This window comes from Candidatus Rokuibacteriota bacterium (assembly GCA_030647435.1).
Classification (GTDB): Bacteria; Methylomirabilota; Methylomirabilia; order Rokubacteriales; family CSP1-6; genus AR37.
On the sequence record JAUSJX010000031.1, the window covers coordinates 1 to 19,674 of the forward strand.

Here is a 19,674-nt window from a genome sequence, read left to right on the forward strand (position 1 = left end):
CCGGTCTCGATGGTGAAGGGCGCGCCGCAAGGCCGGGGGAATCGTCCGCGTCCGGGCGCCGATCTCCACGAGGCGCCCGTCCTCGTCGTGGCGCATGACCACGCGGCCGGCGTCGCACGCCAGGCGCCGGGACGTTTCCGCGGAAACGCGCACGCCGTCCTCGAGGACAGACTGGCCCGGCTGATCCGGCTCGGCCAGCGCTTGGGCGTCGACGTGGACCACCACCTGGTAGCGCTCGCCCGGGGCGCCGGGGTCGAGCCCGTGATGGAGGGCCGTCTCCGCGAGCAGGGCCAGCGCATCGGCCTGCTGCTGGGCCATCGAGGGCGTTTCCGCGGAAACGCCCATGGGCTTGGCGTCCCCGTCCGGCACGCGTGCCCGCTGGTACAGGGTCTCGCGCGCGGCCGCGAGCGCCTGGGCGAGCAGCGCCCCGACCTCCGGCTCGAGCCGCCCCCTGAGGACCACCATGCCATCCTCGTCCTGGTAGACGTGAAGGGCTCGGCTCGCATGCCGTAGGGCGGTTTCCCGAGCCTCGGCCCGCCGATCCACCCGCCGCCAGCCGCGCACGATCCGCTCGACATGGGCAGCCGTGCCCGCGCGCCCCACGGCCAGGAGCCGCGCTTCGGTCTCCGGCGTGGCCACGCGCGTAAGGGCGCGGACCTTGGCGTAGGACAGCTCCCCACGGGCGAGGGCCTGGGTGAAGAACGGCAGCGTCTCGAGCGCGCGCGCGACCCGCACCCGTTCACGGGCGGCGCCCAGATCGAGCCCGACCCGCCAGGAGAGCCAGGCGGCGCAGGAGCGGAAACCCGAGTTCCAACCGCCTCGGGCGTCGAACTCCCGGATCATGGAGAGAAGGCGCGCGGTGGCTGCGTCGAGGTGTGCGGACAGCTCGGCGATCTCGTCGCCGAGGCGGTCCAGCTCAGATGGCGAATGCGTCTGCATGGCGAGCCCTCCTTCTGCTGAGGCGACTCTACACCCTGGTTTTCGTGCCCCTGGGGAGCGTCCGGGACGGGAGATCTCAGGACGCGAAATGATTTTTGATCGGGTCCAGCGCGATCGCGTAGCGGTGGACCCCTGTGTGCTCATGGGCCCGCACTTGCCGGGGGCTGCCGCCGAATGACCGCGTCACCCGGCCGAGGGCTGTCAAGCGGAAAAGCGTGGGATTCCGACGTTTGGTGTATCCATTCGCGTACATTGACCTGGCGGGTGATTCTTCCCCTCTGCCTACCCGGCTTCATGTCCGCCGGCATCTTCGCCTTCCCGGTGTCACAGAACGAGTTCCTCTACGCGCTCCTCTTCCTCAGCCGCTCGAACGCGCGCACCGTGCCGATCGGCGTCGTGGGCGAGCCGATCCGCGGCGCCGCCTTCTGCGGGGGCCAGCTGATGGCCGGCGCGCTCCTGGGCTCCATCCCCGTCGCCCTCATCTACTCCTTCTTCGTGAGGTTCTACGTCGCGGGCCTCACCGCCGGCGCCGTGAAGGGGTAGGGCAGGAGCAAGGCCCGCGGCGATACTCGCTCCTCGCTCCCGGTCTCGAGTACGAGCCCGACCCCCTCACCAAGAAGGGCTTTTGTCACCTGATCAAGACGTATGTGTCCAGGAAGATCGAAGAGGAGACTGGCTGGATTGGGATCTGATTCGGCCCCTCCAGGGTCGACAGCCTCGGCCGGGCATTCTGCCAAGTGAGTCGAACGTCGGAATCGCTTGAATTTATTCCTTCTTCGGTGGCTGTAGCCGTTCTCTAAGCTTTGAATGGACCTTGGATTCATCTAGGAAACCCGACTCAAGCCCTTCTTTGAGGAGCCGTTCTACGTCGGGCGCAAGAAGGCGATCGAGTTCGCTGGTGCTTTTTATGAGGCCCACGAGCGCAAAGATTTTGTCCGCAGTGAGTTCGAGAAGATTGTGATGCCAACGATTCGAGGCGTCTTGGTCGGGGCACGTTTCAGGAGCGCTTTCGACCTTTATACCGAGTCCGCGGACTGCACCTTCTTCGATCAACGCATAGTCATACTTATCAAGGTGCTGTCTACCGGCAGCGAGGGCCGCTACGACTCGTCCAACATTGGACTTATCGTCGGCAATCCACCACAGTGAAAGTGCTGACGACGGCGTCGGAGCTAGGTCCCCGAGCGGGGCCGCCGGGACTGCGCCCGGGGGTAGCCACGAGGGATCGCCGGCACCCCAGTCCCACCTCCTCTTGTTGATCGAGCGGAACAGATAAGGCACTTAGGAACGGCGAGATAGGTAGTTGGCAGCCTGCTTCAAATCCTCGCGGAGAGATTCATTGGCTTCGTTCGAGGCTGCTTCCTCGAGTGCGCGGGCCGCGAGTGGCGAACCAAGCTCAACAAGGCCGAGAGCAGCTCCATCCCTAACCGTCGCTGATGGCGCGTCCAGCACTCGAATCAATAGTCGCAGTCTTCCGTGAAGCGATTCGCGGTCTTCGAGCCTGCCGATCCACCTGAACGCATGCGATAGCACCTCGGGATCAACGGCCGTAGCTGCAGCGAATAAGGCAAGTTTCCCAAGTCCTACCTCGCCAAAGTCCTTGACGCATGCAGCGAGCTTGATGCCGAGTGGCAGTGTCATTCCATCGTGAATGTCATCCGTCGGCATGCACGTCAATGCATTCATTAAGACGCGCTGAAGGACCTCTTCCCTCGCAGGAGCGTGGGCTGTCTGATTGTTCGATTGGACCCAGCACCAGGTGCGTAGAGAATTATGTGCCCGTTCATCATGAATGATCGGCGGGATGCCCAAATACAATGCCGCAACAAGCCCACGAAAGGCGCGCGATACTGCGCCCTCTGTCTGCGTTGCGGCACCGGCGGCAGTTGCGGTTGTAGGCCCTTCACGCGATACGATATTGGGCTCAGATTTCGTCAGCGCTTCTCCCGACAAGCCGATGACTCTGTTAGATTCGAAGAGATTCGTCGAGCTTGACGGTATGGGCGAATTGACATTCACGGTACGTCGCCTTTGGCAAGAATCTCCATCGCGAGCCGTTCTAATTCGCTAAATACCGCAGAAGTATCTTTGGATGTAAAGATCCCGGTGAATGTAGGTACGGTATTGATATCGAGATCGACCGAACAAGCATACTGCTCACCTATCACGGCCGAGGAGCTCGGATCAGCAGGCAGGCCAGCGACCGTAGTTAACTTTTGCACAGCCCAGGTCGATAACCTGTTGATTCGCAGATCCGGGATTTCAGTCACAGACCGACGTGGTCGATTGATTCGGTAGAGAAAATCTGAAGAGTTGTGCGGATCAATCTTCAGGGCATGTAGAAATGACGCAAGCGTTTCGTACCCTTTCGTGTGGTCGTCGACCGGGAGCAATGCTGTCACCCCGAAGGCGAGTCGACTAGCAGCAGGACATGTTGTCGATCGGAGCCAGCGATTCAGAAGCCCAAGGAAGGGTTTCGAAACTTCCTCAACCGTGCTAACGGTTGGAAGGTCGACGGGTAGATCCTTCGGAGGATCGGGGGTCACCTGCCATTGGATCACTCCGAGAGGATTTATGGACAGCGAGAACCTTCCTCCACCTTCAAACGCCCCTTCTTCCTGGCGCTGCCGGGTTGCTGGCCGGACGGACCTCGTTTCCGGCTCTCCGCCAACGGCGTCCGCCCACCATGAATCGGCTGTAACCGGCAGGCCGGGTGCCGGAAACACAGTCGCTCTCATGAGTTGGGTGAGCCAACCAGATACTGGCGCGATCGGTGATCCTTGTGTGGCGCTCATAGATCTTTGTACGTATATGAGTCAAGCATCGTTTAGGGCGTAGTCGGAACAGCGGTGTCTTTGCTGGCTGCATGCCAATGTCCGCGACTATGCACATGAACAGCCGATGAGTGGTTTGCCTCCGGCGGCATTCTCGCCCATCAGAAGGTCGAGGAACAGACATTCGGACGCTAGGGTTGTTACTTAGCTCACAACGGTGATTGGGAGCACGTCACCCCCGCGCGGCTCAGTACCCGCTAACGTACGGCAGCTTCGCGGCCGTCGCCTCGATCGCCGCGCCTGCTTCGATCAGCACCGCCGTCGAGTCCCAGGTGCCAGCGACGAGCTGGTTGCGGGGGCCGTCGGGCACGGTGGCCTTGATGACGCGGTCGCCGAAGCGGACCTCCTGCTTTTCCACGTCCACCGTCAGCGGGGTCTTGGGCTCGCGGCCGATGGCCTTCTGGAGCCACTCGAGATCGGCCTGCGTCGCCACCAGGCAGGGGATGCCGAGCATCACGCAGTTGCCGAAGAAGATCTCGCCGAAGGAGCCGCCGACGATGGCGCTGATGCCCCAGCGCATGAGGGCTTGGGGCGCATGCTCGCGGGAAGACCCGCAGCCGAAGTTCTGGCCGACCACCAGCACGGAGGCGCCCTTGTAGACGGGCTGGTTGAAGGGGTGCTCGGGGTTCTGCTTCTTCGCGTCCTCGAAGGCATGCTCGCCCATGCCCTCGAAGGTGACGGCCTTCAGAAAGCGCGCGGGGATGATGCGGTCGGTGTCGATGTCGTTGCCGGTGACAGGGATGCCGCGGCCCGACAGCTGGCGGCGCTTGAAATCGGTCGTGGTCATTTCAGGATCTCCCTTACGTCGGTGACGGCGCCGGTGATGGCGGCAGCGGCGACCATGGCCGGGCTCATGAGCAGGGTGCGCCCCGTGGGGCTGCCCTGCCGCCCGATGAAGTTGCGGTTGCTGGACGACGCGCTCATCTCGCGCCCCTGCAGCTTGTCCTCGTTCATGCCGAGGCACATCGAGCAGCCGGCCTTGCGCCACTGAAAGCCCGCGGCCAGGAAGATCTCGTGCAGGCCCTCGGCCTCGGCGGCTTTGGCGACCTGCTGCGAGCCGGGCACGATGAGCGCGCGGACGTGGCTTGCGACCTTGCCCTTTTTCGCCACCTCGGCGGCGATCCGAAGATCGGAGAGGCGGCCGTTGGTGCACGAGCCCACGAACGCCACGTCGATCTTCGCGCCCTTGATCGGCTGGCCCGCCGCGAAGCCCATGTGCGCGAGCGCCTCGCGGAAGGTGGGCCGCTCGGCCTCGGGCTGGTCCTCGGGCGCCGGGATCTTTTCGCTGACGCCCACCGACATGCCCGGATTGATGCCCCACGTCACCACGGGCTCGATGGCCCCGCCGTCGAGGTGCTTGACGTCGTCGAACGCGGCGCCCGGCTCGGTCGCGATCGTCTTCCACCACGCGGCCGCGCGGTCGAATGCCGCGCCCTGCGGCGCATAGGGCCGGCCGCGGAGGTACTCGATGGTGGTCGCGTCGGGATTGACGTAGCCGAAGCGCGCGCCGCCCTCGATGGACATGTTGCAGAGGGTGAGGCGCTCTTCCATGGTCATGCGGTCGATGGTGTCCCCGGCGTACTCGTAGGCGTAGCCCACGCCGCCCTTCACGCCGAGCGTGCCGATGATGGCGAGGATCACGTCCTTGGCGTAGACGCCCTTGGCGAGCACGCCCTCCACCCGCACCTGGCGCAGCTTGGGCTTGGCCATGGAGAGGCACTGGGTCGCCAGAATGTCGCGAACCTGGGTCGTCCCGATGCCGAAGGCGATGGCGCCGACGGCGCCGTGGGTGGACGTGTGGCTGTCGCCGCAGGCGATGGTCATGCCCGGCTGGCTGAGGCCCAGCTCAGGCCCGATCACGTGCACGATGCCCTGCTTGCCGGTCGCCATGTCGAAGAGCGGCAGACCGAACTCCTTGATGTTCCGGTACATGTGCGCCGCCATCTCCTCTGCCTCGGGGTCGGCGTAGGGGCGGCGTTGGTCGGTCGTCGGGATGATGTGGTCGAGCGTGCCGAAGGTCCGCTCGGGCATACGCACCTTGAGCTTGAGATCCTTGAGCATCTGGAAGGCCTGCGGCGTCGTCACCTCGTGGATGAGGTGCAGGCCGATCAGGAGCTGGGTCTGGCCGGACGGCAGGGTCCGGACCGAGTGCGCTTCCCATACCTTGTCGAGCAGTGTGCGTGCCATGGCAATCCTCCGCCGGGTATCATACCCATATGTCCACAGAAGTCCACGACCTCTCTATAGCCGAGCTCTCGGGGCTGATCGCGGCGCGCAAGCTGTCGCCCGTGGAGCTGGTCGACGCGCTGATCCGTCGCGTCGAGGCATTCGACGCGCAGACGCAGGCGTTCATCACGCGCACCTTCGACCTGGCCCGCCGTCAGGCCCGGCAGGCCGAGGCCGAGATCGCGACGGGCAAGTACCGCGGCGCGCTCCACGGCATCCCCTTCGCGCTCAAGGACATCTACGACACGCAAGGCATCCTCACCTCCGGCCACTCGCGGGTCTTCATCAATCGGATCCCGTCGGAGGATGCCACCGCGACGACCCGGCTCTACGACGCCGGCGCCATCCTGTTAGGAAAACTGGCCACGCATGAGATGGCGCACGCGGGGCCCTCGTTCGATCTGCCCTGGCCTCCGGCGCGGAACCCGTGGAACCTCGCCCGCTTCACAGGCGGCTCGTCGAGCGGATCGGGCGCCGCCGTCGCGGCCGGCTTGGTTCCGGTGGCCCTCGGCTCCGACACCGGTGGATCGATCCGCGGCCCGGCGTCCCTCTGCGGCGTCGTCGGACTCATGCCGACGTTCGGGCTGGTGAGCCGGGCGGGCGTGATCACCAACTCCTACACGTTCGATCACTGCGGGCCGCTCGCGCGGACCGTGGACGATTGCGCGCTGGTGCTGGAGGCCCTCGCCGGCTACGACCCGAAGGATGCGGGGAGCCTCCAGCGGCCGATCCCTCCGTACCGTCAGGCGCTCGGCCAGGATCTGCGCGGGCTCAGGATCGGCGTCCTGCGTCACCACTGGGAGGAGGACATTCCGGCGTCCGAGGACGTGCGCCGGGCCATGGACGCCGCGCTCGATGTCCTGCGCCGGCTCGGCGCCCTACTCGAGGAATGCCGCGTGCGGCCGCTCGGCAGCTACTTCGATGTCAAGATCATCATCGCCGAGAGCGAGATCTTCAGCGTCCACCAGAAGAACCTGGTCTCCCGGCCCAAGGACTTCGGCGCCAACTTTCTCTCGCGCGTGCTGCCGTCCGTGCTCTTTACCGCCCACGACTACGTCCAGGCCACGCGCGAGCATCGGCGGATGATGGTGGAGATGGAGCCGGTCTATGCAAAGTTCGACGCCTTCGTCACCGCCGGCATGGGCGAGGCCCCGGCGCTGGCGGACTACCGCAGCGTGTCGTTCTGGCAGAAGCCGAGCCCGCTCACCGCCTGGAACGTAACCGGCCAGCCCGTCCTGGCGCTTCCCAACGGATTTGGAAGAAACGGCCTCCCGCTCGGCATGCAGGTGGTCGGCCGGCCATTCGGTGAGACGACGATCCTGCGCATCGGCCAGGCCTACGAGCGCGCCACGGAGTGGCACACGCGGCGCCCCCAGCTCGTGCCTGGGACGGTAGCGCCGGACGTCGTCCCTCCGCCGGTTCTCTCAGTGCCCGACGGCCGGGCCGACGCCCAAACGCGCGATCTCTGCGTGCAAGGCGCCCGGCGGGCGGGCCTGCGGCTCGACGATCTGATGCTGGCCCAGCTCCTGGAGGGAGCGCCGTACGCGCTGGACATGGTGCGGCGCCTCCGCCGCGACCACGACATTCACCACGAGCCCGCGAACGTCTTCAGCTTTCCTGCGGCCGACCACTAAGGGAGACGCCGTGAAGATCCGACCGAATCGCGTGAAGCAGCAGCTCGCCGCTGGGAAGGTCGCCACGATCGTGGCCGGCACCAATGAACCGGATCTGATCGATCAACTCGGCCCGCTGGGCGTGGACGGCATCTGGCTGGAGGGCGAGCACGGCGGCGTCGACTTTGCCGACCTCGGCAATCTGACGCGGGCCTGCGACCTCTGGGGCGTGACCTCGGTCGTTCGGGTGATGGACAACGACTACGCCACGATCTACCGCACGCTCGATCGGGGCGCCCAGGGCATCGTGGTGCCGCACGTCAACACCCGCGCCGAGGCCAAGGCGGCCGTCGAGGCCGCGAAGTTCGCGCCGCTCGGCAAGCGCGGCATGTTCACGAGCCGGCAGGGCTTCGCCGTGGACGACTATCTCAAGACCGCCAACGACCAGAGCCTGCTGATCGTCCTGATCGAGGATATCGTCGCCGTCAACAACCTCGACGAGATCCTCGCGGTAGACCACATCGACGTTTTCTTCGTGGCGCCGAACGACCTGGCGACCTCCATGGGCCACATCGGCAACATGGGCCACCCGGAAGTCCAGCAGACGGTGGACGAGGCGATCACGAAGATCGTCCGGTCCGGCCACGTGGCCGGTACCCTCGTGAACTCCGGCAACGTGGAGCGCTACACGCGCCTGGGCGTGCGCGCGGTGATGACCAGCTTCTTCCCCTGGATCCAGGCCGGCGCGAAGGATCTGATCGAGCGTGCGGCGGAGGGCGCCCAAGGCTGACGGCGAGTGACGCTATCGGATGCGCTGGGCATATCTCCGGCGCTTAGTGCGTGCCGGTCAGGCGAAAGCCCTCGTAGCCCTTGGCCGCGACGTCATCGCACTTCTGCCTGTAGGCTCCGACTCCGCCGATATAGGGCATGAAGATGCGCGGTTTCCCGGGAATATTCGCTCCCATGTACCAGGAGTCGGCCAGGGGATAGAGCGTGAGATGGCCCACCTCGTTGACATGCGCGACCCAGCCGTCCTCCGCTGGGACGGTGGCCTCGATGCGTGCGCGATCATGCTCGCGCAGGTACGCGATGCAGTCGGCGATCCAGTCGACGTGCTGCTCGATGGAGACGATCATGTTGCTCAGAACGGACGGGCTGCCGGGACCGGTGATGATGAAGAGATTCGGGAAGCCCGCAATGGCGACGCCTAAGTAAGTCCGCGGACCTTCGGCCCACTTCTGCTGGAGCGTCTGGCCGGACCTCCCACGGAGATCGATGCTCAAGAGAGCCCCCGTCATGGCATCGAAACCCGTGGCGAACACGATGCTGTCCAACGCGTAAGCCTCGTCCCGCGTCTGGAGCCCCTGCGGCGTGATCGCCTCGATCGGCGCCTTCCTGATGTCGACCAGGGTGACATTGTCGCGGTTGAACGTGTCGTAGTAGCCGGTGTCGACGCAGAGGCGCTTGGTGCCCACGGGATACTGCCGCGGCGACAAGGCCTCTCCAACGGCCGGGTCGCGGACCAGTGACCGGATCTTGGCGAGGAAGAACTCGGCGGCCGTGTCGTTCGCGTCCTTGTTGGTCAGCAGGTCCACGAACGTCGAGGCAAAGCCGAGGCCGCCGCGATTCCAGCGGATCTCGTACTCGCGCAGCCGGACTTCCGGCGACACCTCGAGCGCCGATTGATCGTTGCGCTCGACCACGAAGCCGACGCGAGACTCGCGGGCCTCGCGCCGATGCTCGGCATAGTTCGACTTCCAGCGCCGCTCGTATTCCGGGTCCAGCGGGGCATTGTGCGCTGGGACGCTGAAGTTCGGGGTCCGCTGGAACACGTAGAGATGGGCCGCCTGCGAGGCGATGATCGGGATGGACTGGATGGCGGACGAGCCCGTGCCGATGACGCCGACCCGCTGGCCGGTGAAGTCCACGCCTTCATGCGGCCAGTTGCCGGTGTGGTACCACTTGCCCTCGAAGTTCTCGAGCCCCTTGTACTTGGGCACCTGGGCGGTAGACAGACATCCGGTCGCCATGATGCAGTAGCGCGCCGAGACCTGCTCGCCGCCGTCTGTCCGTATGGCCCACCGGCTGGTCCCTTCGTCGAAGACGGCGGCGGTGACGCGCGTGGCGAGCGTGATGTCCCGGCGCAGGTCGAACCGGTCCGCGACGTGGTTGATGTATTTCAGGATCTCCGGCTGGGAGGCGTATCGCTCGGTCCAGCGCCATTCCTGCTGGAGCTCGTCCGAGAACGAGTACGAGTAGTCCATGCTCTCGACGTCGCAGCGCGCGCCCGGGTAGCGGTTCCAGTACCAGGTGCCGCCGATGCCCTTGCCCGCCTCGTAGACCCGCACCGAGAGCCCCAGCCCGCGCAGGCGATGGAGCATGTAGAGCCCCGCGAACCCGGCGCCGACGATGACCGCGTCAACCGTCCGATTTTGCTCCGGCATGTCCGACATAGACTCCTCAGATAGCCTGCGCGGAGGCCCAGTGTCAAGCTGAGCGCGGCTGTTTCCCTTAATCTGCCGGCGGTATAGAATCTGGGTTTTCGCCGGTGAACCCTAAACTCAGGAGGACGCGATGGCTCGCAGGGAAGTCGTCGAAGATACCGCGGGCGCGGCGGCCGGCGTCGCGTTCGTCGCTTGCGGCCTACAGGGGGCAGGGGGCGCGCAGGCGCAAGCGCGGCGCCGGGAAGTCGTGGTGAATGGCAAGCGGGTGAAGACCGTCGACGTCCACGCGCACTGCGCGGTCCCCGAGGCCATGGCCCTGATGGGGCTGAAGGTGACGGGTGCACCGAACTCGCCGAATGTGCTGGTCATGTCGCAGGCGGCGGACCGCCTCCGCGCGATGGACGAGCAGGGCATCGACGTGGAGGCGCTGAGCATCAACCCGTACTGGTACAAGGCGGACCGCGACGTGGCGCGCCAGCTCATCACGATCCAGAACGAGAAGCTGGCCGAAGCCTGCGCGGCGAACCCGGAGCGCTTCGTGGCCTTCGCCACGGTGGCGCTGCAGCATCCGGACCTCGCCGCCGAGCAGCTCGAGCAGGGAGTCAAGAAGTACGGGCTGCGCGGCGCGGCTATCGGCGGCAGCGTCAACGGCGAGGAGCTGTCCGACCCGAAGTTCCACCCGTTCTGGGCCAAGGCCGAGCTGCTCGGCGTGCTGGTCTTCATCCACCCGCAGGGCACCGCCGAGCTGAACGCGACCAGCCGGTTCAAGGGCAATGGCCTGCTGGACAACATCATCGGCAACCCGCTCGAGACCACCATCGCGCTCTCGCACCTGATCTTCGAGGGCACGCTCGACCGCTTCCCCGGTCTCAAGATCTGCGCGGCGCATGCCGGGGGCTTCCTGCCGTCGTACGCGGGGCGCTCCGACCAGGGTTGCCTCACCTTTCCGGACCGCTGCACCGGCCAGGTCAAGAAGAAGCCGACGGAGTATATCCGGCAGCTCTACTACGACAACATCATCTTCACGCCGGAGGGGATGCGACACCTGGTCGCCGAGACGGGACCGGGCCAGGTCGTCATGGGCACTGACTATCCGTACCCGTGGACGAAGACGTCCGTGGATCTCATCCTCGCCACGCCGGGGCTGAGCGATGCGGAGCGCGTCGCCATGCTGGGCGGGACCGCGGCGAAGCTCCTCGGGATCAAAGCCTAGCCTGCACTACGTCCCCCTCACCCTACCCTCTCCCCCGAGGCGGGGCGAGGGGATCGGTAGGACTCCCTCTCCGTTTCCGGGGGCGAGGGTTTCCGAACGATTCCCTCTCCCTCGGAGAGGGAGAGGGTAGGGTGAGGGTGGCTAGGCAGCCTGGGCCGCGGTCGGGCCGTCTCCGGCAAGCGTGGTGCGACGCATGTCGCGCGGCTCGTGCGCCGGGAAGGGTCGCGCGCGGTGCATCGTCTGCCGGTTGTCCCACGTCACGAGGTCGTTGACCCGCCACCTGTGGGCGTAGACGAACTGCCGCTGCGTGGCGTGCTCGACGAGGTCGCGCAGGAAGGCACGCGCCTCGGGCACGGGCCAGCCGAGGATGCCGCCCGCATGCGAGGCGAGATAGAGCGACTTGCGCCCCGTCACGGGGTGCGTGCGCACGAGGCACTGACGCACCGGCTTGAAGCGCTCGCGCTCCTCCTCGGTGAAGTCGGTGAAGCCGAGGATCCCGCGCGAGAAGAGCTGCGAGTGCTCGCAGACCAGCCCTTCAACCTCGGCCTTGGTCTCGGCGTCCAGGGCGTCGTACCCGGCGCGCATGTCGGCGAACTCCGTATTGCCGCCCTTTGACGGGATGCTGCGGGCGTGCAGCAGCGAGTACTTCGCCGGGGTGACCTTGAACGAGCTGTCGGAATGCCAGAGCCGGTTGCCGAGGGCGAACAGCCGCCGGCGGTCGTCCCGGGCGAACACCTGGTTGTCCTTGTCCAGATTGGACACGTCTGCGAAGGTGGTAGGCAAGCGATACTCGCCGGGCGCGCGCAGGCTCGTACCGATCGCGTGCTCGATCTCCCCCAGGCTGCGGGTGAAGGCGAGCTGCTGCTCGTCGTTGATGTTCTGGTCGTGGAAGACCAGCACGGCGTAGCGATCCATGCCGGCGTGGACCGCCGCCACCTCTTCCGGCGAGAGCGGCTTCGACATGTCGACGCCTTCGACTTCGGCAGCGAAGCAAGGGCCGATCTGGCGCATTGTGACGGACATGGCGGTCGCCTCCATGATCACACCGTGCGCTGCAGGAAATCGGTGACGAGCGGCCAGACGAGGTCCGCGTAGTGCGGCTGGAAGCCGGCATTGTCGGGGTGCCGAAAGCCATGGTTCGCGTCCGAGAAGAAGTGCCACTCGACGAGCCGGCCATTGGCAATGAAGCTCTGCCAGAGCGGTCCCTGGATGGCGGGCGTCGCGATATAGTCCTTGCCGCCGCAGAACACGAGCGAGGCGCACGTGAGCGTTCGGGCGAGCGTGAACGCGTGCCGGGGCCGGTGCGGGGTTTCGGGTTCGTCGCGGACGGAAGGGTAGTAGAGGACGATCGCCCGCAGTCGCGGGTGATCGGCCGCGAAGGGAATGAGGAGCCTGCCTCCCATGCAGTGCCCGATGGCCGCCGTCCGCGCGGGATCCGAACCCATGCGGTCGACCAGGTAGCGCCACGCCTCGTCCATCTTGCCGAGAAACTCGCCGTCCGAGTGCTTCGCCTGCAGGTCGGCGCCGGCGCCGATGTGATTCGTGCCCGGCACCCCGAACATGTTGAACAGGCTGGGGGCGAGGACGTTGAAGCCGAGAGCGGCGAGCCGGTACGCGTCGATCTTGTAGTCGGCGGTGACGCCGTGCGCGTGGTGCGCCATCAGGACGCCGGGCCGCGGGCCCTTCCCGTCGGGATGCGCCGCGTACCCCGGAATGCCGTCCTCTTCCTGCGTGAGCATGCGCGCGACGATCGTCATGGCCGTTCTCCGTTCGTGTTACCGGGATTTTCTCGCCGACACCGCGAAGGCGAGGAAATAGCGGTCCAGTCCCTCGAGCGTCGAGCCGTACGAGCCCCCGCCGGCCGCGGCGTCGCAGAGCAGCTCTCGCGCCCGGGCGATCTCGCGCAGCCGGGCGCGCCAGCGCGGATCGGCGAGGGTGAGGTCCAGCAGCTCGAGCGCGCGATCGAACGCACCGGTCGCCAGCCGCGGGTCGCGCTCTTGCCAGCGCAGCATCCGCCCAACCTCGCTGCCCACGTTGGCGAGCTGCTCGGCCAGCGAGAGCTGCCCCCAACGCCCGGCCGCCAGATCCCGGTGCTGACGAATGATCTCCGTCACGGTGCGATGAGTCTTCCGACGACGCCTTCGATCTGTCGCCGCACCGACGGGTCTTCGACTCCGCGGGATCGGTTGCTCTGAGACGGCCGGACGTTGATCATGGAGTCGAACTCGATCAGCTCTCCAGGCGCGCGGCCGGGATAGAGGTTGATGCCCCACAGGTCCGCCTGCCGTGCCCCGTCCTCGAGCAGCAAGGCTTCCTCGTCGGCGTGAAGCTCTCCGCCGATGGCCATGATGCCGCGCCGTACGTCCACCACCGCCTTGACGAAGTCCCCGAATTGCTCAGCGGCCATGCTCCGCAGCTCGTCAAGCGAGACGGGCGCCATCACGATCCGGATCGACATGGGGAGCGATCTTACCGCCGATTGGATCAGTCGGTGAGCGAGAGGTAGAACTCGACCTCCACGGCGCCCTCGGTCAGGCCTTCCTTCTCGCGGCGCTCGCGAAAGGCGGCCAGGTGCGTCCCCTTGCGGTGGAGATCGAACGCGGCATCGTCCTTGTACTGCTCGTAGAAGAGGAAAAGGTCGGGGTCCTTCTTGGACCGGTGCGGGCGGTAGACCAGGCACCCCGGCTCCGCCTTCCGTACCGCCGCCGCCTGCTCCTTTAAGAGAGCGGCCAGCGCGTCGCCCTTGCCCTTCGCCGCCCGAACCTTCGCGACCACCGTCAGCACGTCAGCCATGGCTTTTGGGTCTCCTTTTGCCCGCGCCGATCATGGGCGGGGCCTGGGGCATTCTACGCGATCCCGGGAGAGTTGACACGGGGGTGGCTCTCTGGCACGATTGGCCCCGTTATGACGTCTTTCCTGGGTCTCCTGCTTATGTAGCGGCGAGCGCGGAATTCCGCGTTCGCCGAGCCTCCTGCGACAATGTCGCTAGGAGGTTTTTTATTTCCGGCTCGTGACCGAGCCTGCGTGAGGAGCGACATGCCGCCAAAATCTGTGACGCCGAAGCGGATGGCCTTCGACAAGTACCAGCCCTTCGTGCCGCTCGATCTGCGTGACCGCACCTGGCCGGACAGGAAGCTCGTGAAGGCGCCCCGCTGGTGCTCCGTCGACCTGCGCGACGGCAACCAGGCCCTGATCGACCCGATGGATCCCGAGCGCAAGCGGCGCATGTTCGAGACCCTCGTCCGGATGGGCTTCAAGGAGATCGAAGTCGGCTTCCCGTCGGCCTCCCAGCCCGACTACGACTTCGTGCGCCTCCTGATCGAGGAGGACCTGGTCCCGGACGACGTCATCATCCAGGTGCTGGTGCAGTGCCGCCCCGAGCTGATCGAGCGCACGTACGAGTGCCTGCAGGACGCCCGGCGGGCCATCGTGCACTTCTACAACTCGACCTCCAGCCTGCAGCGGCGCGTGGTGTTCGGCCTCGACAAGCCGGGGATCGTCGCCATCGCCGTCAACGCGGCGAAGCTCTGCAAGAAGTTCGAGGAGACGCTCTCGGGCACCGAGGTCCTCTACGAGTACTCGCCCGAGAGCTACACGGGCACCGAGGTGGAGTTCGCCGTCGAGATCTGCGAGGCGGTGATGGACGTCATCGAGCCGAAGTCCGACAGGAAGATCGTCTTGAACCTTCCCGCGACGGTGGAGATGTACACGCCGAACCTCTACGCCGACACCATCGAGTGGTTCCTCCGGCACATCTCCCGCCGCGACCGCGTTGTCCTCTCGCTCCACCCCCATAACGACCGGGGCTGCGCGGTGGCGGCCGCCGAGCTCGGCGTGATGGCGGGAGCCGACCGCGTGGAAGGCACGCTCTTCGGCAACGGCGAGCGCACCGGCAACGTGGACATCGTCACGCTCGCCATGAACCTGTTCGCGCAAGGTGTGGACCCCGAGCTCGACATCTCCGACATCGACGCCGTGCGCCGGGTCGCCGAGTACTGTAACCGCCTGCCCGTCCATTCCCGTCATCCCTACGGGGGCGACCTCGTCTACACGGCGTTCTCGGGCTCGCACCAGGACGCCATCAAGAAGGGGATGGAAGCCCTGCCGCCGGATTACAAGATCTGGGAAGTCCCGTACCTGCCCATTGACCCAAAGCACGTGGGCCGCACGTACGAGGCCGTCATCCGCGTCAACAGCCAGTCGGGCAAGGGCGGCGTCGCCTTCATCATGAAGGCCGAGCACGGCTTCGACCTGCCCCGCCGCCTGCAGATCGAGTTCTCCAAGACGATCCAGGCGATCACCGAGGACACGGGCACGGAGATCAGCCCCTCGGCCATGTGGGAGGCGTTCCAGCGCGAGTACCTGCCCGAGCCTGCGCGCTACGCGCTGAAGAGCCACGAGCTGTCGTCGGTGGCCGGCAGCGACGGCGCCCGCATCGCGGCGCAGGTCGTCGTGGACGGCGCCGTGCGCACGGTCAGCGGAGCGGGCAACGGCCCCATCGCCGCCTTCGTGGACGCGCTGCGGAGCGGGCTCGGTGTCGAGCTGGACGTCGTGGACTACGCCGAGCACGCCCTTGGGCAGGGCGCCGACGCGGGCGCGGTCGCCTACGTCGAGACGGTGGACGGCGAGGGAAACCTTCGCTGGGGCGTGGGCACGCACCCGAACATCATCACGGCGTCGCTGCGGGCGGTGCTCTCCGCCCTCGGCCGCCGCGCGCGCTGAGGGGCCCGGACGCCGCCTGACATGATCGACGCGCTCGGCGGGCTCCTGCCGCCGCTCCTCGTCACGCTCGAGCGGGTCGGTTGGGTGCAGCGGCACCTCTATCCGCCTCTCGCGCCCCGGCTCGCCGAGGAGCTGGCTCCCTGCGCTGATGCCATCGCCGGGCCGCTCAGCGCCGTCGAGGAGCTCGCGTGCCCGGACGAGCTCCGGTTCATGCGGGATCCGCTCGTCGAGGCGGCGCGGCAGACCCTCGAGCTCGTTGCAATATTCGTCGAGGCGGCCCAGCCGCCCGGCGAGCCGATGGGTCTCTACCGCGCGCTGCGCCGCTTCGCCCGAGTCCAGGAGACCCTCTACTCGCTGGCGCCCGTGTTCGATCCGCTCAGCCGCTGGTTTCTCGAGCCAGCGCGGCGCGACGACGACGCGCTCATTGCGAGCCTGCGGGCCGCGGCGCTCCGCGATGACGACAGGCAGGTGGGCGTGCTCCACGCTTCGAACGGGCGCGATGACAGGGGCGGGTTCTCTCTCTACGTCCCCGAGCAGTCGGACGGACAGAGGCTTATGCCTCTGGTTGTGGCGCTTCACGGAGGGCACGGTCACGGCCGCGACTACCTGTGGGCCTGGCTCAGGGAGGCCCGCTCGCGCGAGGTGCTCGTGCTCTCGCCCACGTCGCGCGATCGCACGTGGTCGATCATGGGCGGCGACGATGTGGACGCCGAGCCTCTGCGAGAGATGGTGGAGTCCGTCGCCGCGCGCTACCCGGTCGATCGGACGCGGGTGCTGCTGACCGGGATGTCTGACGGCGCGACCTACGCGCTCCTCTGCGGCCTCCGCGAGGAGATGCCCTTCACACACCTGGCCCCGCTCTGCGGCGTGCTCCATCCCATGCTGCTCGCCAACGGCAACCTCGCGCGGGCGAGCGGCATGCCGGTCTACCTCGTTCACGGCGCGCTCGACTGGATGTTCCCCGTCCACACGGCCCGCCTCGCCCGCCAGGCCCTGATGGCCGCGGGCGCCCGGCTCGTGTACCGCGAGATCGAGGACCTCTCGCATACCTATCCGCGCGACGAGAACCCGCGCATCTTGGATTGGCTGACGGGCAGCGCTACGGCTTGATCACCGGCGGGCTCAGGGCAAGACAGCGCAGTTGATCCTACCGAATCACCTCGGGGACGTCGACCGCTACGGTAGGTTTCTCAGCGCCGTACACACCCGACTGAGAACTCGATCAAGTTCTAGGTGGGGCGGGCTTTTCATAACGCGATAGCCATCGCCTTCAGGATTGGGCTCGTAGGCGACTAGGCCGACTGCATCCATCATCTGTGCCGCGGCGTTTGCGAAGTGGATTGTCCTTTCGAGGTCGTTCCCGTCTACCACGCGGATCGCCATGAACAGGACACTCATCGGCTTGCTCTGCCGCAGCCAGGTGATCAGATCATTCGTAGGGCCTCCGCCCTTACCCGCACCACGCGCCCACTCCGCCTTCAGATCGATGGTCTTCAGCCCCGCTTCCTTGATACGCTTATCGAGGTCTGCGCTTCCCATCCGTCCGCGAGGATTCTTCTGGGAAGGAGTCCGGAGCGTCTTCGGTGCCCCGGCCACCTTCGTCTCTATCAGCACCTCGACCGTACCCGTTTCCGGATATGACGCGTCGAGCGCGTGAATCGGGAAGATCAGGCCCGACACGCTTCCGCGCCCGTAGAGGGACTTCCCTGAGCAGTTCTCCAACAGCAGAGCCATAAGGTCGGTAAAGAAGTCGCCCTTGCCATTCTGGTTGTCACCCTGATTGGCCTCGCCGTTGGCGAACTTTCGATCGAACTTCCACATAGCTTGGAGGAACTCTCTCTCGACCTGGGGCCATCGAGAGGGCTTCTTCTTTTCTGCCGCCCGGTACATCTCTAGGAGCGGGACGCAGCCCGGGCTCGTCGCCACGCGGGGGCTTGTCTTCCGGGGCATCGTTCCCTTTCAGCCGTAGAAGGCCAGCATCTCCTGCACGAGAGACTCCGAACTCGCTCTCAGTTGACGCCGTGCCGCGAGTGCTGCCCTCTCCTCGGAGAGGTCTTGAGCATCCACGTCGCTTGATACCAACAGCACCTGATCCACGGCCGATAGGACCTCACCGATCTGCGCTGCTGGGCCGTGGAGGAGAACCTCGTGCAGACGAGGGGCCAGGGCCAGGAGTTCCCGCCGATGCTTTCGCACCAGGGCTACGGAAGGAACGAGCACTTGGTCGGCCTCGCGTGGCTCCAGCTTCAGCACCCCACCCCCGTAACTTCTGCCCGTCCTTTCACAGGAGAGCATCGTTGCCGAGTTGTAAAATGCTATAACGAAGGCTTTTCGCAGGCTAACTGGGACATGGGGGAGTCGCACAGTTAGGAGAGTGTTGGCTGTAGCAGTCTCGGCGCCATTGAGGCAGAGCCTTGGGACAGTGTCACTCATGTAGGTCAGGAAGGCCTCCGGGACGACGACCCCGGGAACCATGTACCACGGAGTCCTGACTCGACACTTGTATCGTTTGTCGATTCCCTCCGCTTCCCCCTTCTTCACGTAAGCCGCCTCGGCCCTCGTGAGTGATCGCTGGGGGAGCCAAAGTAAGCAGCGTTGGTCCTCTTTCTGCATTGCAGCGATGTCCCTTTGGGTGATTTCGAAGCTCGGGATCTGGCGGGCACGGACAAGCGCAGAACGGAGAGACCTCTTCGGAAGTCTCAGCGCGGCCGCGTCCTTCGGCGTCAGTACGAAGAACTCATTGGCGCCGCTGACGAAGCCGATGCTTGCCTTGCCGATTTGGCAGAGCGGATGGAACAGCCCGTCCTGCTGCAGGCGGATGAGGCATAGCGCACTTCTGTTCCCTGTGTGGCCGGGCACCCACTTCGTCGGCTCGCTGCCATTCTGGAAGATCTCGGCGCGCTTTAGGACTTCGGCGAGGTAATCAAGGTCCCGACTAGAGTCCACCTCGACGAGCCCCAAGCGTTGATGCGAATCTCCCTTCCCACTGGCTAGGAGGATGATGACATTCTCCTGAGCGCCCGGGAAGACGGCCCGTCTGAACGAGAGTACTGTGACATCCGCGAACGATTCACGTAGGAAGCGACGCAACGGCGCGGCGTAGGCCGCGTGGACGAGCTCTGCCGGAAGGATGAGTGCCAAACGGCCCTTCGGTTTTATGAACGTCACCGCATGGGCGACGAAATGAGCCCAGGAGGAGGCCAGGCGCGTCAGCGTCACCCCGGCGCCCGTGGCACGGGCGAGAGCTTCTCCGCGGGAGAGGCCCGTGAACTCCTGATAACGGATATAGGGGGGATTCCCGATCACCGTATCGACAGGAGCCTGAGTGCTGAAGAGCGCACCCGGTGGCTCCAACGAAAAGAAACTCTCGGCACGTACCTCGAGGGGCACCCCGAGCATTCGACTCAATGTCTCAGCGGTCAGGCGAGCTGCCTGAGGATTGAGGTCGATGGCGTGGATTTGCCTGGCGGCCCCCTCGGCGCTCGCCCCGAGCTCCCGGAGGCGCTCAGCGGCGAGCTCGACGAAGACGCCGTCGCCGCAAGAGGGATCCAGGACCGAGGTCGTAGGCGTGGTCACCGCCCAAGCTACCATCGGTCTCACGAGGGACCGCGGTGAGTAGAACGCCCCCAGACCCTTTCTTAGTTGACGTTCGGCTGGAAGACTGCTCACGTGATTATCCCGCA

Annotated in this window: 19 protein-coding genes and 1 pseudogene; 6 read left to right on the forward strand and 14 right to left on the reverse strand. The window is 65.9% G+C overall.

Annotated elements, in window-relative coordinates:
• On the reverse strand, window positions 1-939 hold a 939-nt coding region (locus Q7W02_05925), incomplete at its 3' end, for a DUF222 domain-containing protein (protein MDO8475725.1).
• 261 nt (window positions 940-1,200) lie between these two features.
• On the opposite strand from Q7W02_05925, the pseudogene Q7W02_05930 reads away from it, so the two are divergent.
• Window positions 1,201-1,482, forward strand: a pseudogene (locus Q7W02_05930) (carbohydrate ABC transporter permease).
• 222 nt (window positions 1,483-1,704) lie between these two features.
• Here the strand turns inward: Q7W02_05930 and Q7W02_05935 are convergent.
• The 5 genes from Q7W02_05935 to leuC form a co-directional block, all read right to left on the reverse strand.
• On the reverse strand, window positions 1,705-2,220 hold the full coding sequence (locus Q7W02_05935) for a hypothetical protein (protein ID MDO8475726.1): 516 nt from the start codon (window positions 2,218-2,220) through the stop codon (window positions 1,705-1,707).
• On the reverse strand, window positions 2,221-2,958 hold the full coding sequence (locus Q7W02_05940) for a HEAT repeat domain-containing protein (GenBank protein MDO8475727.1): 738 nt from the start codon (window positions 2,956-2,958) through the stop codon (window positions 2,221-2,223). It abuts the gene before it with no gap.
• Window positions 2,955-3,665 carry a hypothetical protein gene (locus Q7W02_05945; protein ID MDO8475728.1) on the reverse strand — a complete coding sequence of 237 codons (711 nt, stop codon included), beginning with the start codon at window positions 3,663-3,665 and terminating at the stop codon, window positions 2,955-2,957. The genes Q7W02_05940 and Q7W02_05945 overlap by 4 nt, the downstream gene beginning before the upstream one ends.
• A gap of 295 nt (window positions 3,666-3,960) precedes the next feature.
• Complete coding sequence (leuD, locus tag Q7W02_05950; protein ID MDO8475729.1) at window positions 3,961-4,560, reverse strand: 3-isopropylmalate dehydratase small subunit; 600 nt, start codon at window positions 4,558-4,560, stop codon at window positions 3,961-3,963.
• Window positions 4,557-5,960, reverse strand: a complete 1,404-nt coding sequence (gene leuC / locus Q7W02_05955; protein ID MDO8475730.1) for a 3-isopropylmalate dehydratase large subunit — start codon at window positions 5,958-5,960, stop codon at window positions 4,557-4,559. Before leuC ends, leuD begins: the two co-directional genes overlap by 4 nt.
• Before the next feature lie 29 nt (window positions 5,961-5,989).
• On the opposite strand from leuC, the gene Q7W02_05960 reads away from it, so the two are divergent.
• Together Q7W02_05960 and Q7W02_05965 are read left to right on the forward strand one after the other, a co-directional pair.
• Entirely contained in the window at window positions 5,990-7,633 is a 1,644-nt protein-coding gene (locus tag Q7W02_05960) for an amidase (protein MDO8475731.1), read from the forward strand.
• A 10-nt stretch (window positions 7,634-7,643) separates the two neighbouring features.
• Window positions 7,644-8,402 carry an aldolase/citrate lyase family protein gene (locus Q7W02_05965; protein MDO8475732.1) on the forward strand — a complete coding sequence of 253 codons (759 nt, stop codon included), beginning with the start codon at window positions 7,644-7,646 and terminating at the stop codon, window positions 8,400-8,402.
• Window positions 8,403-8,445: 43 nt separating this feature from the next.
• Here the strand turns inward: Q7W02_05965 and Q7W02_05970 are convergent, their stop codons facing one another.
• Window positions 8,446-10,065 carry an NAD(P)/FAD-dependent oxidoreductase gene (locus Q7W02_05970; GenBank protein ID MDO8475733.1) on the reverse strand — a complete coding sequence of 540 codons (1,620 nt, stop codon included), beginning with the start codon at window positions 10,063-10,065 and terminating at the stop codon, window positions 8,446-8,448.
• Between the two features lie 121 nt (window positions 10,066-10,186).
• Here Q7W02_05970 and Q7W02_05975 point away from each other — a divergent pair, with 121 nt between their 5' ends.
• Window positions 10,187-11,269, forward strand: coding sequence for an amidohydrolase family protein (locus Q7W02_05975; GenBank protein MDO8475734.1), 1,083 nt, complete (start codon window positions 10,187-10,189; stop codon window positions 11,267-11,269).
• A 141-nt stretch (window positions 11,270-11,410) separates the two neighbouring features.
• On the opposite strand, the gene Q7W02_05980 is transcribed toward Q7W02_05975, so the two are convergent.
• The 5 genes from Q7W02_05980 to Q7W02_06000 are packed head-to-tail and all read right to left on the reverse strand — an operon-like array spanning window position 11,411 to window position 14,062.
• Window positions 11,411-12,292, reverse strand: a complete 882-nt coding sequence (locus Q7W02_05980; protein ID MDO8475735.1) for a TauD/TfdA family dioxygenase — start codon at window positions 12,290-12,292, stop codon at window positions 11,411-11,413.
• A gap of 17 nt (window positions 12,293-12,309) precedes the next feature.
• On the reverse strand, window positions 12,310-13,026 hold the full coding sequence (locus Q7W02_05985) for a dienelactone hydrolase family protein (protein ID MDO8475736.1): 717 nt from the start codon (window positions 13,024-13,026) through the stop codon (window positions 12,310-12,312).
• Window positions 13,027-13,044: 18 nt separating this feature from the next.
• A complete protein-coding gene (locus Q7W02_05990) occupies window positions 13,045-13,383 on the reverse strand; it encodes a hypothetical protein (protein ID MDO8475737.1) in 339 nt (112 codons plus the stop codon).
• Window positions 13,380-13,727: a DUF5674 family protein gene (locus Q7W02_05995; GenBank protein ID MDO8475738.1), complete on the reverse strand. Its 348-nt coding sequence runs from the start codon at window positions 13,725-13,727 to the stop codon at window positions 13,380-13,382. Before Q7W02_05995 ends, Q7W02_05990 begins: the two co-directional genes overlap by 4 nt.
• 26 nt (window positions 13,728-13,753) lie before the next feature.
• Window positions 13,754-14,062 carry a putative quinol monooxygenase gene (locus tag Q7W02_06000; protein ID MDO8475739.1) on the reverse strand — a complete coding sequence of 103 codons (309 nt, stop codon included), beginning with the start codon at window positions 14,060-14,062 and terminating at the stop codon, window positions 13,754-13,756.
• A 243-nt stretch (window positions 14,063-14,305) separates the two neighbouring features.
• Between Q7W02_06000 and leuA the strand changes: the two genes are divergently transcribed.
• Together leuA and Q7W02_06010 are read left to right on the forward strand one after the other, a co-directional pair.
• Window positions 14,306-15,991 carry a 2-isopropylmalate synthase gene (gene leuA, locus Q7W02_06005; GenBank protein ID MDO8475740.1) on the forward strand — a complete coding sequence of 562 codons (1,686 nt, stop codon included), beginning with the start codon at window positions 14,306-14,308 and terminating at the stop codon, window positions 15,989-15,991.
• Window positions 15,992-16,012: 21 nt separating this feature from the next.
• Window positions 16,013-17,101, forward strand: coding sequence for a PHB depolymerase family esterase (locus tag Q7W02_06010; protein ID MDO8475741.1), 1,089 nt, complete (start codon window positions 16,013-16,015; stop codon window positions 17,099-17,101).
• A gap of 66 nt (window positions 17,102-17,167) precedes the next feature.
• Here Q7W02_06010 and Q7W02_06015 read toward each other — a convergent pair whose 3' ends face one another.
• Window positions 17,168-17,917, reverse strand: a complete 750-nt coding sequence (locus tag Q7W02_06015) for a hypothetical protein (GenBank protein MDO8475742.1) — start codon at window positions 17,915-17,917, stop codon at window positions 17,168-17,170.
• A gap of 33 nt (window positions 17,918-17,950) precedes the next feature.
• On the reverse strand, window positions 17,951-19,660 hold the full coding sequence (locus Q7W02_06020; protein MDO8475743.1) for an N-6 DNA methylase: 1,710 nt from the start codon (window positions 19,658-19,660) through the stop codon (window positions 17,951-17,953).
• Between the last annotated feature and the right edge of the window lie 14 nt (window positions 19,661-19,674).

Bases quoted from the DNA above. Each gene is read 5' to 3' on its own strand.
- leuD (MDO8475729.1), bottom strand. From the start codon at position 4,560: ATGACCACGACCGATTTCAAGCGCCGCCAGCTGTCGGGCCGCGGCATC.
- leuC (MDO8475730.1), bottom strand. From the start codon at position 5,960: ATGGCACGCACACTGCTCGACAAGGTATGGGAAGCGCACTCGGTCCGG.
- Q7W02_05960 (MDO8475731.1), top strand. From the start codon at position 5,990: ATGTCCACAGAAGTCCACGACCTCTCTATAGCCGAGCTCTCGGGGCTG.
- Q7W02_05970 (MDO8475733.1), bottom strand. From the start codon at position 10,065: ATGTCGGACATGCCGGAGCAAAATCGGACGGTTGACGCGGTCATCGTC.
- Q7W02_05975 (MDO8475734.1), top strand. From the start codon at position 10,187: ATGGCTCGCAGGGAAGTCGTCGAAGATACCGCGGGCGCGGCGGCCGGC.
- Q7W02_05980 (MDO8475735.1), bottom strand. From the start codon at position 12,292: ATGTCCGTCACAATGCGCCAGATCGGCCCTTGCTTCGCTGCCGAAGTC.
- Q7W02_05985 (MDO8475736.1), bottom strand. From the start codon at position 13,026: ATGACGATCGTCGCGCGCATGCTCACGCAGGAAGAGGACGGCATTCCG.
- Q7W02_05995 (MDO8475738.1), bottom strand. From the start codon at position 13,727: ATGTCGATCCGGATCGTGATGGCGCCCGTCTCGCTTGACGAGCTGCGG.
- Q7W02_06000 (MDO8475739.1), bottom strand. From the start codon at position 14,062: ATGGCTGACGTGCTGACGGTGGTCGCGAAGGTTCGGGCGGCGAAGGGC.
- leuA (MDO8475740.1), top strand. From the start codon at position 14,306: ATGCCGCCAAAATCTGTGACGCCGAAGCGGATGGCCTTCGACAAGTAC.
- Q7W02_06010 (MDO8475741.1), top strand. From the start codon at position 16,013: ATGATCGACGCGCTCGGCGGGCTCCTGCCGCCGCTCCTCGTCACGCTC.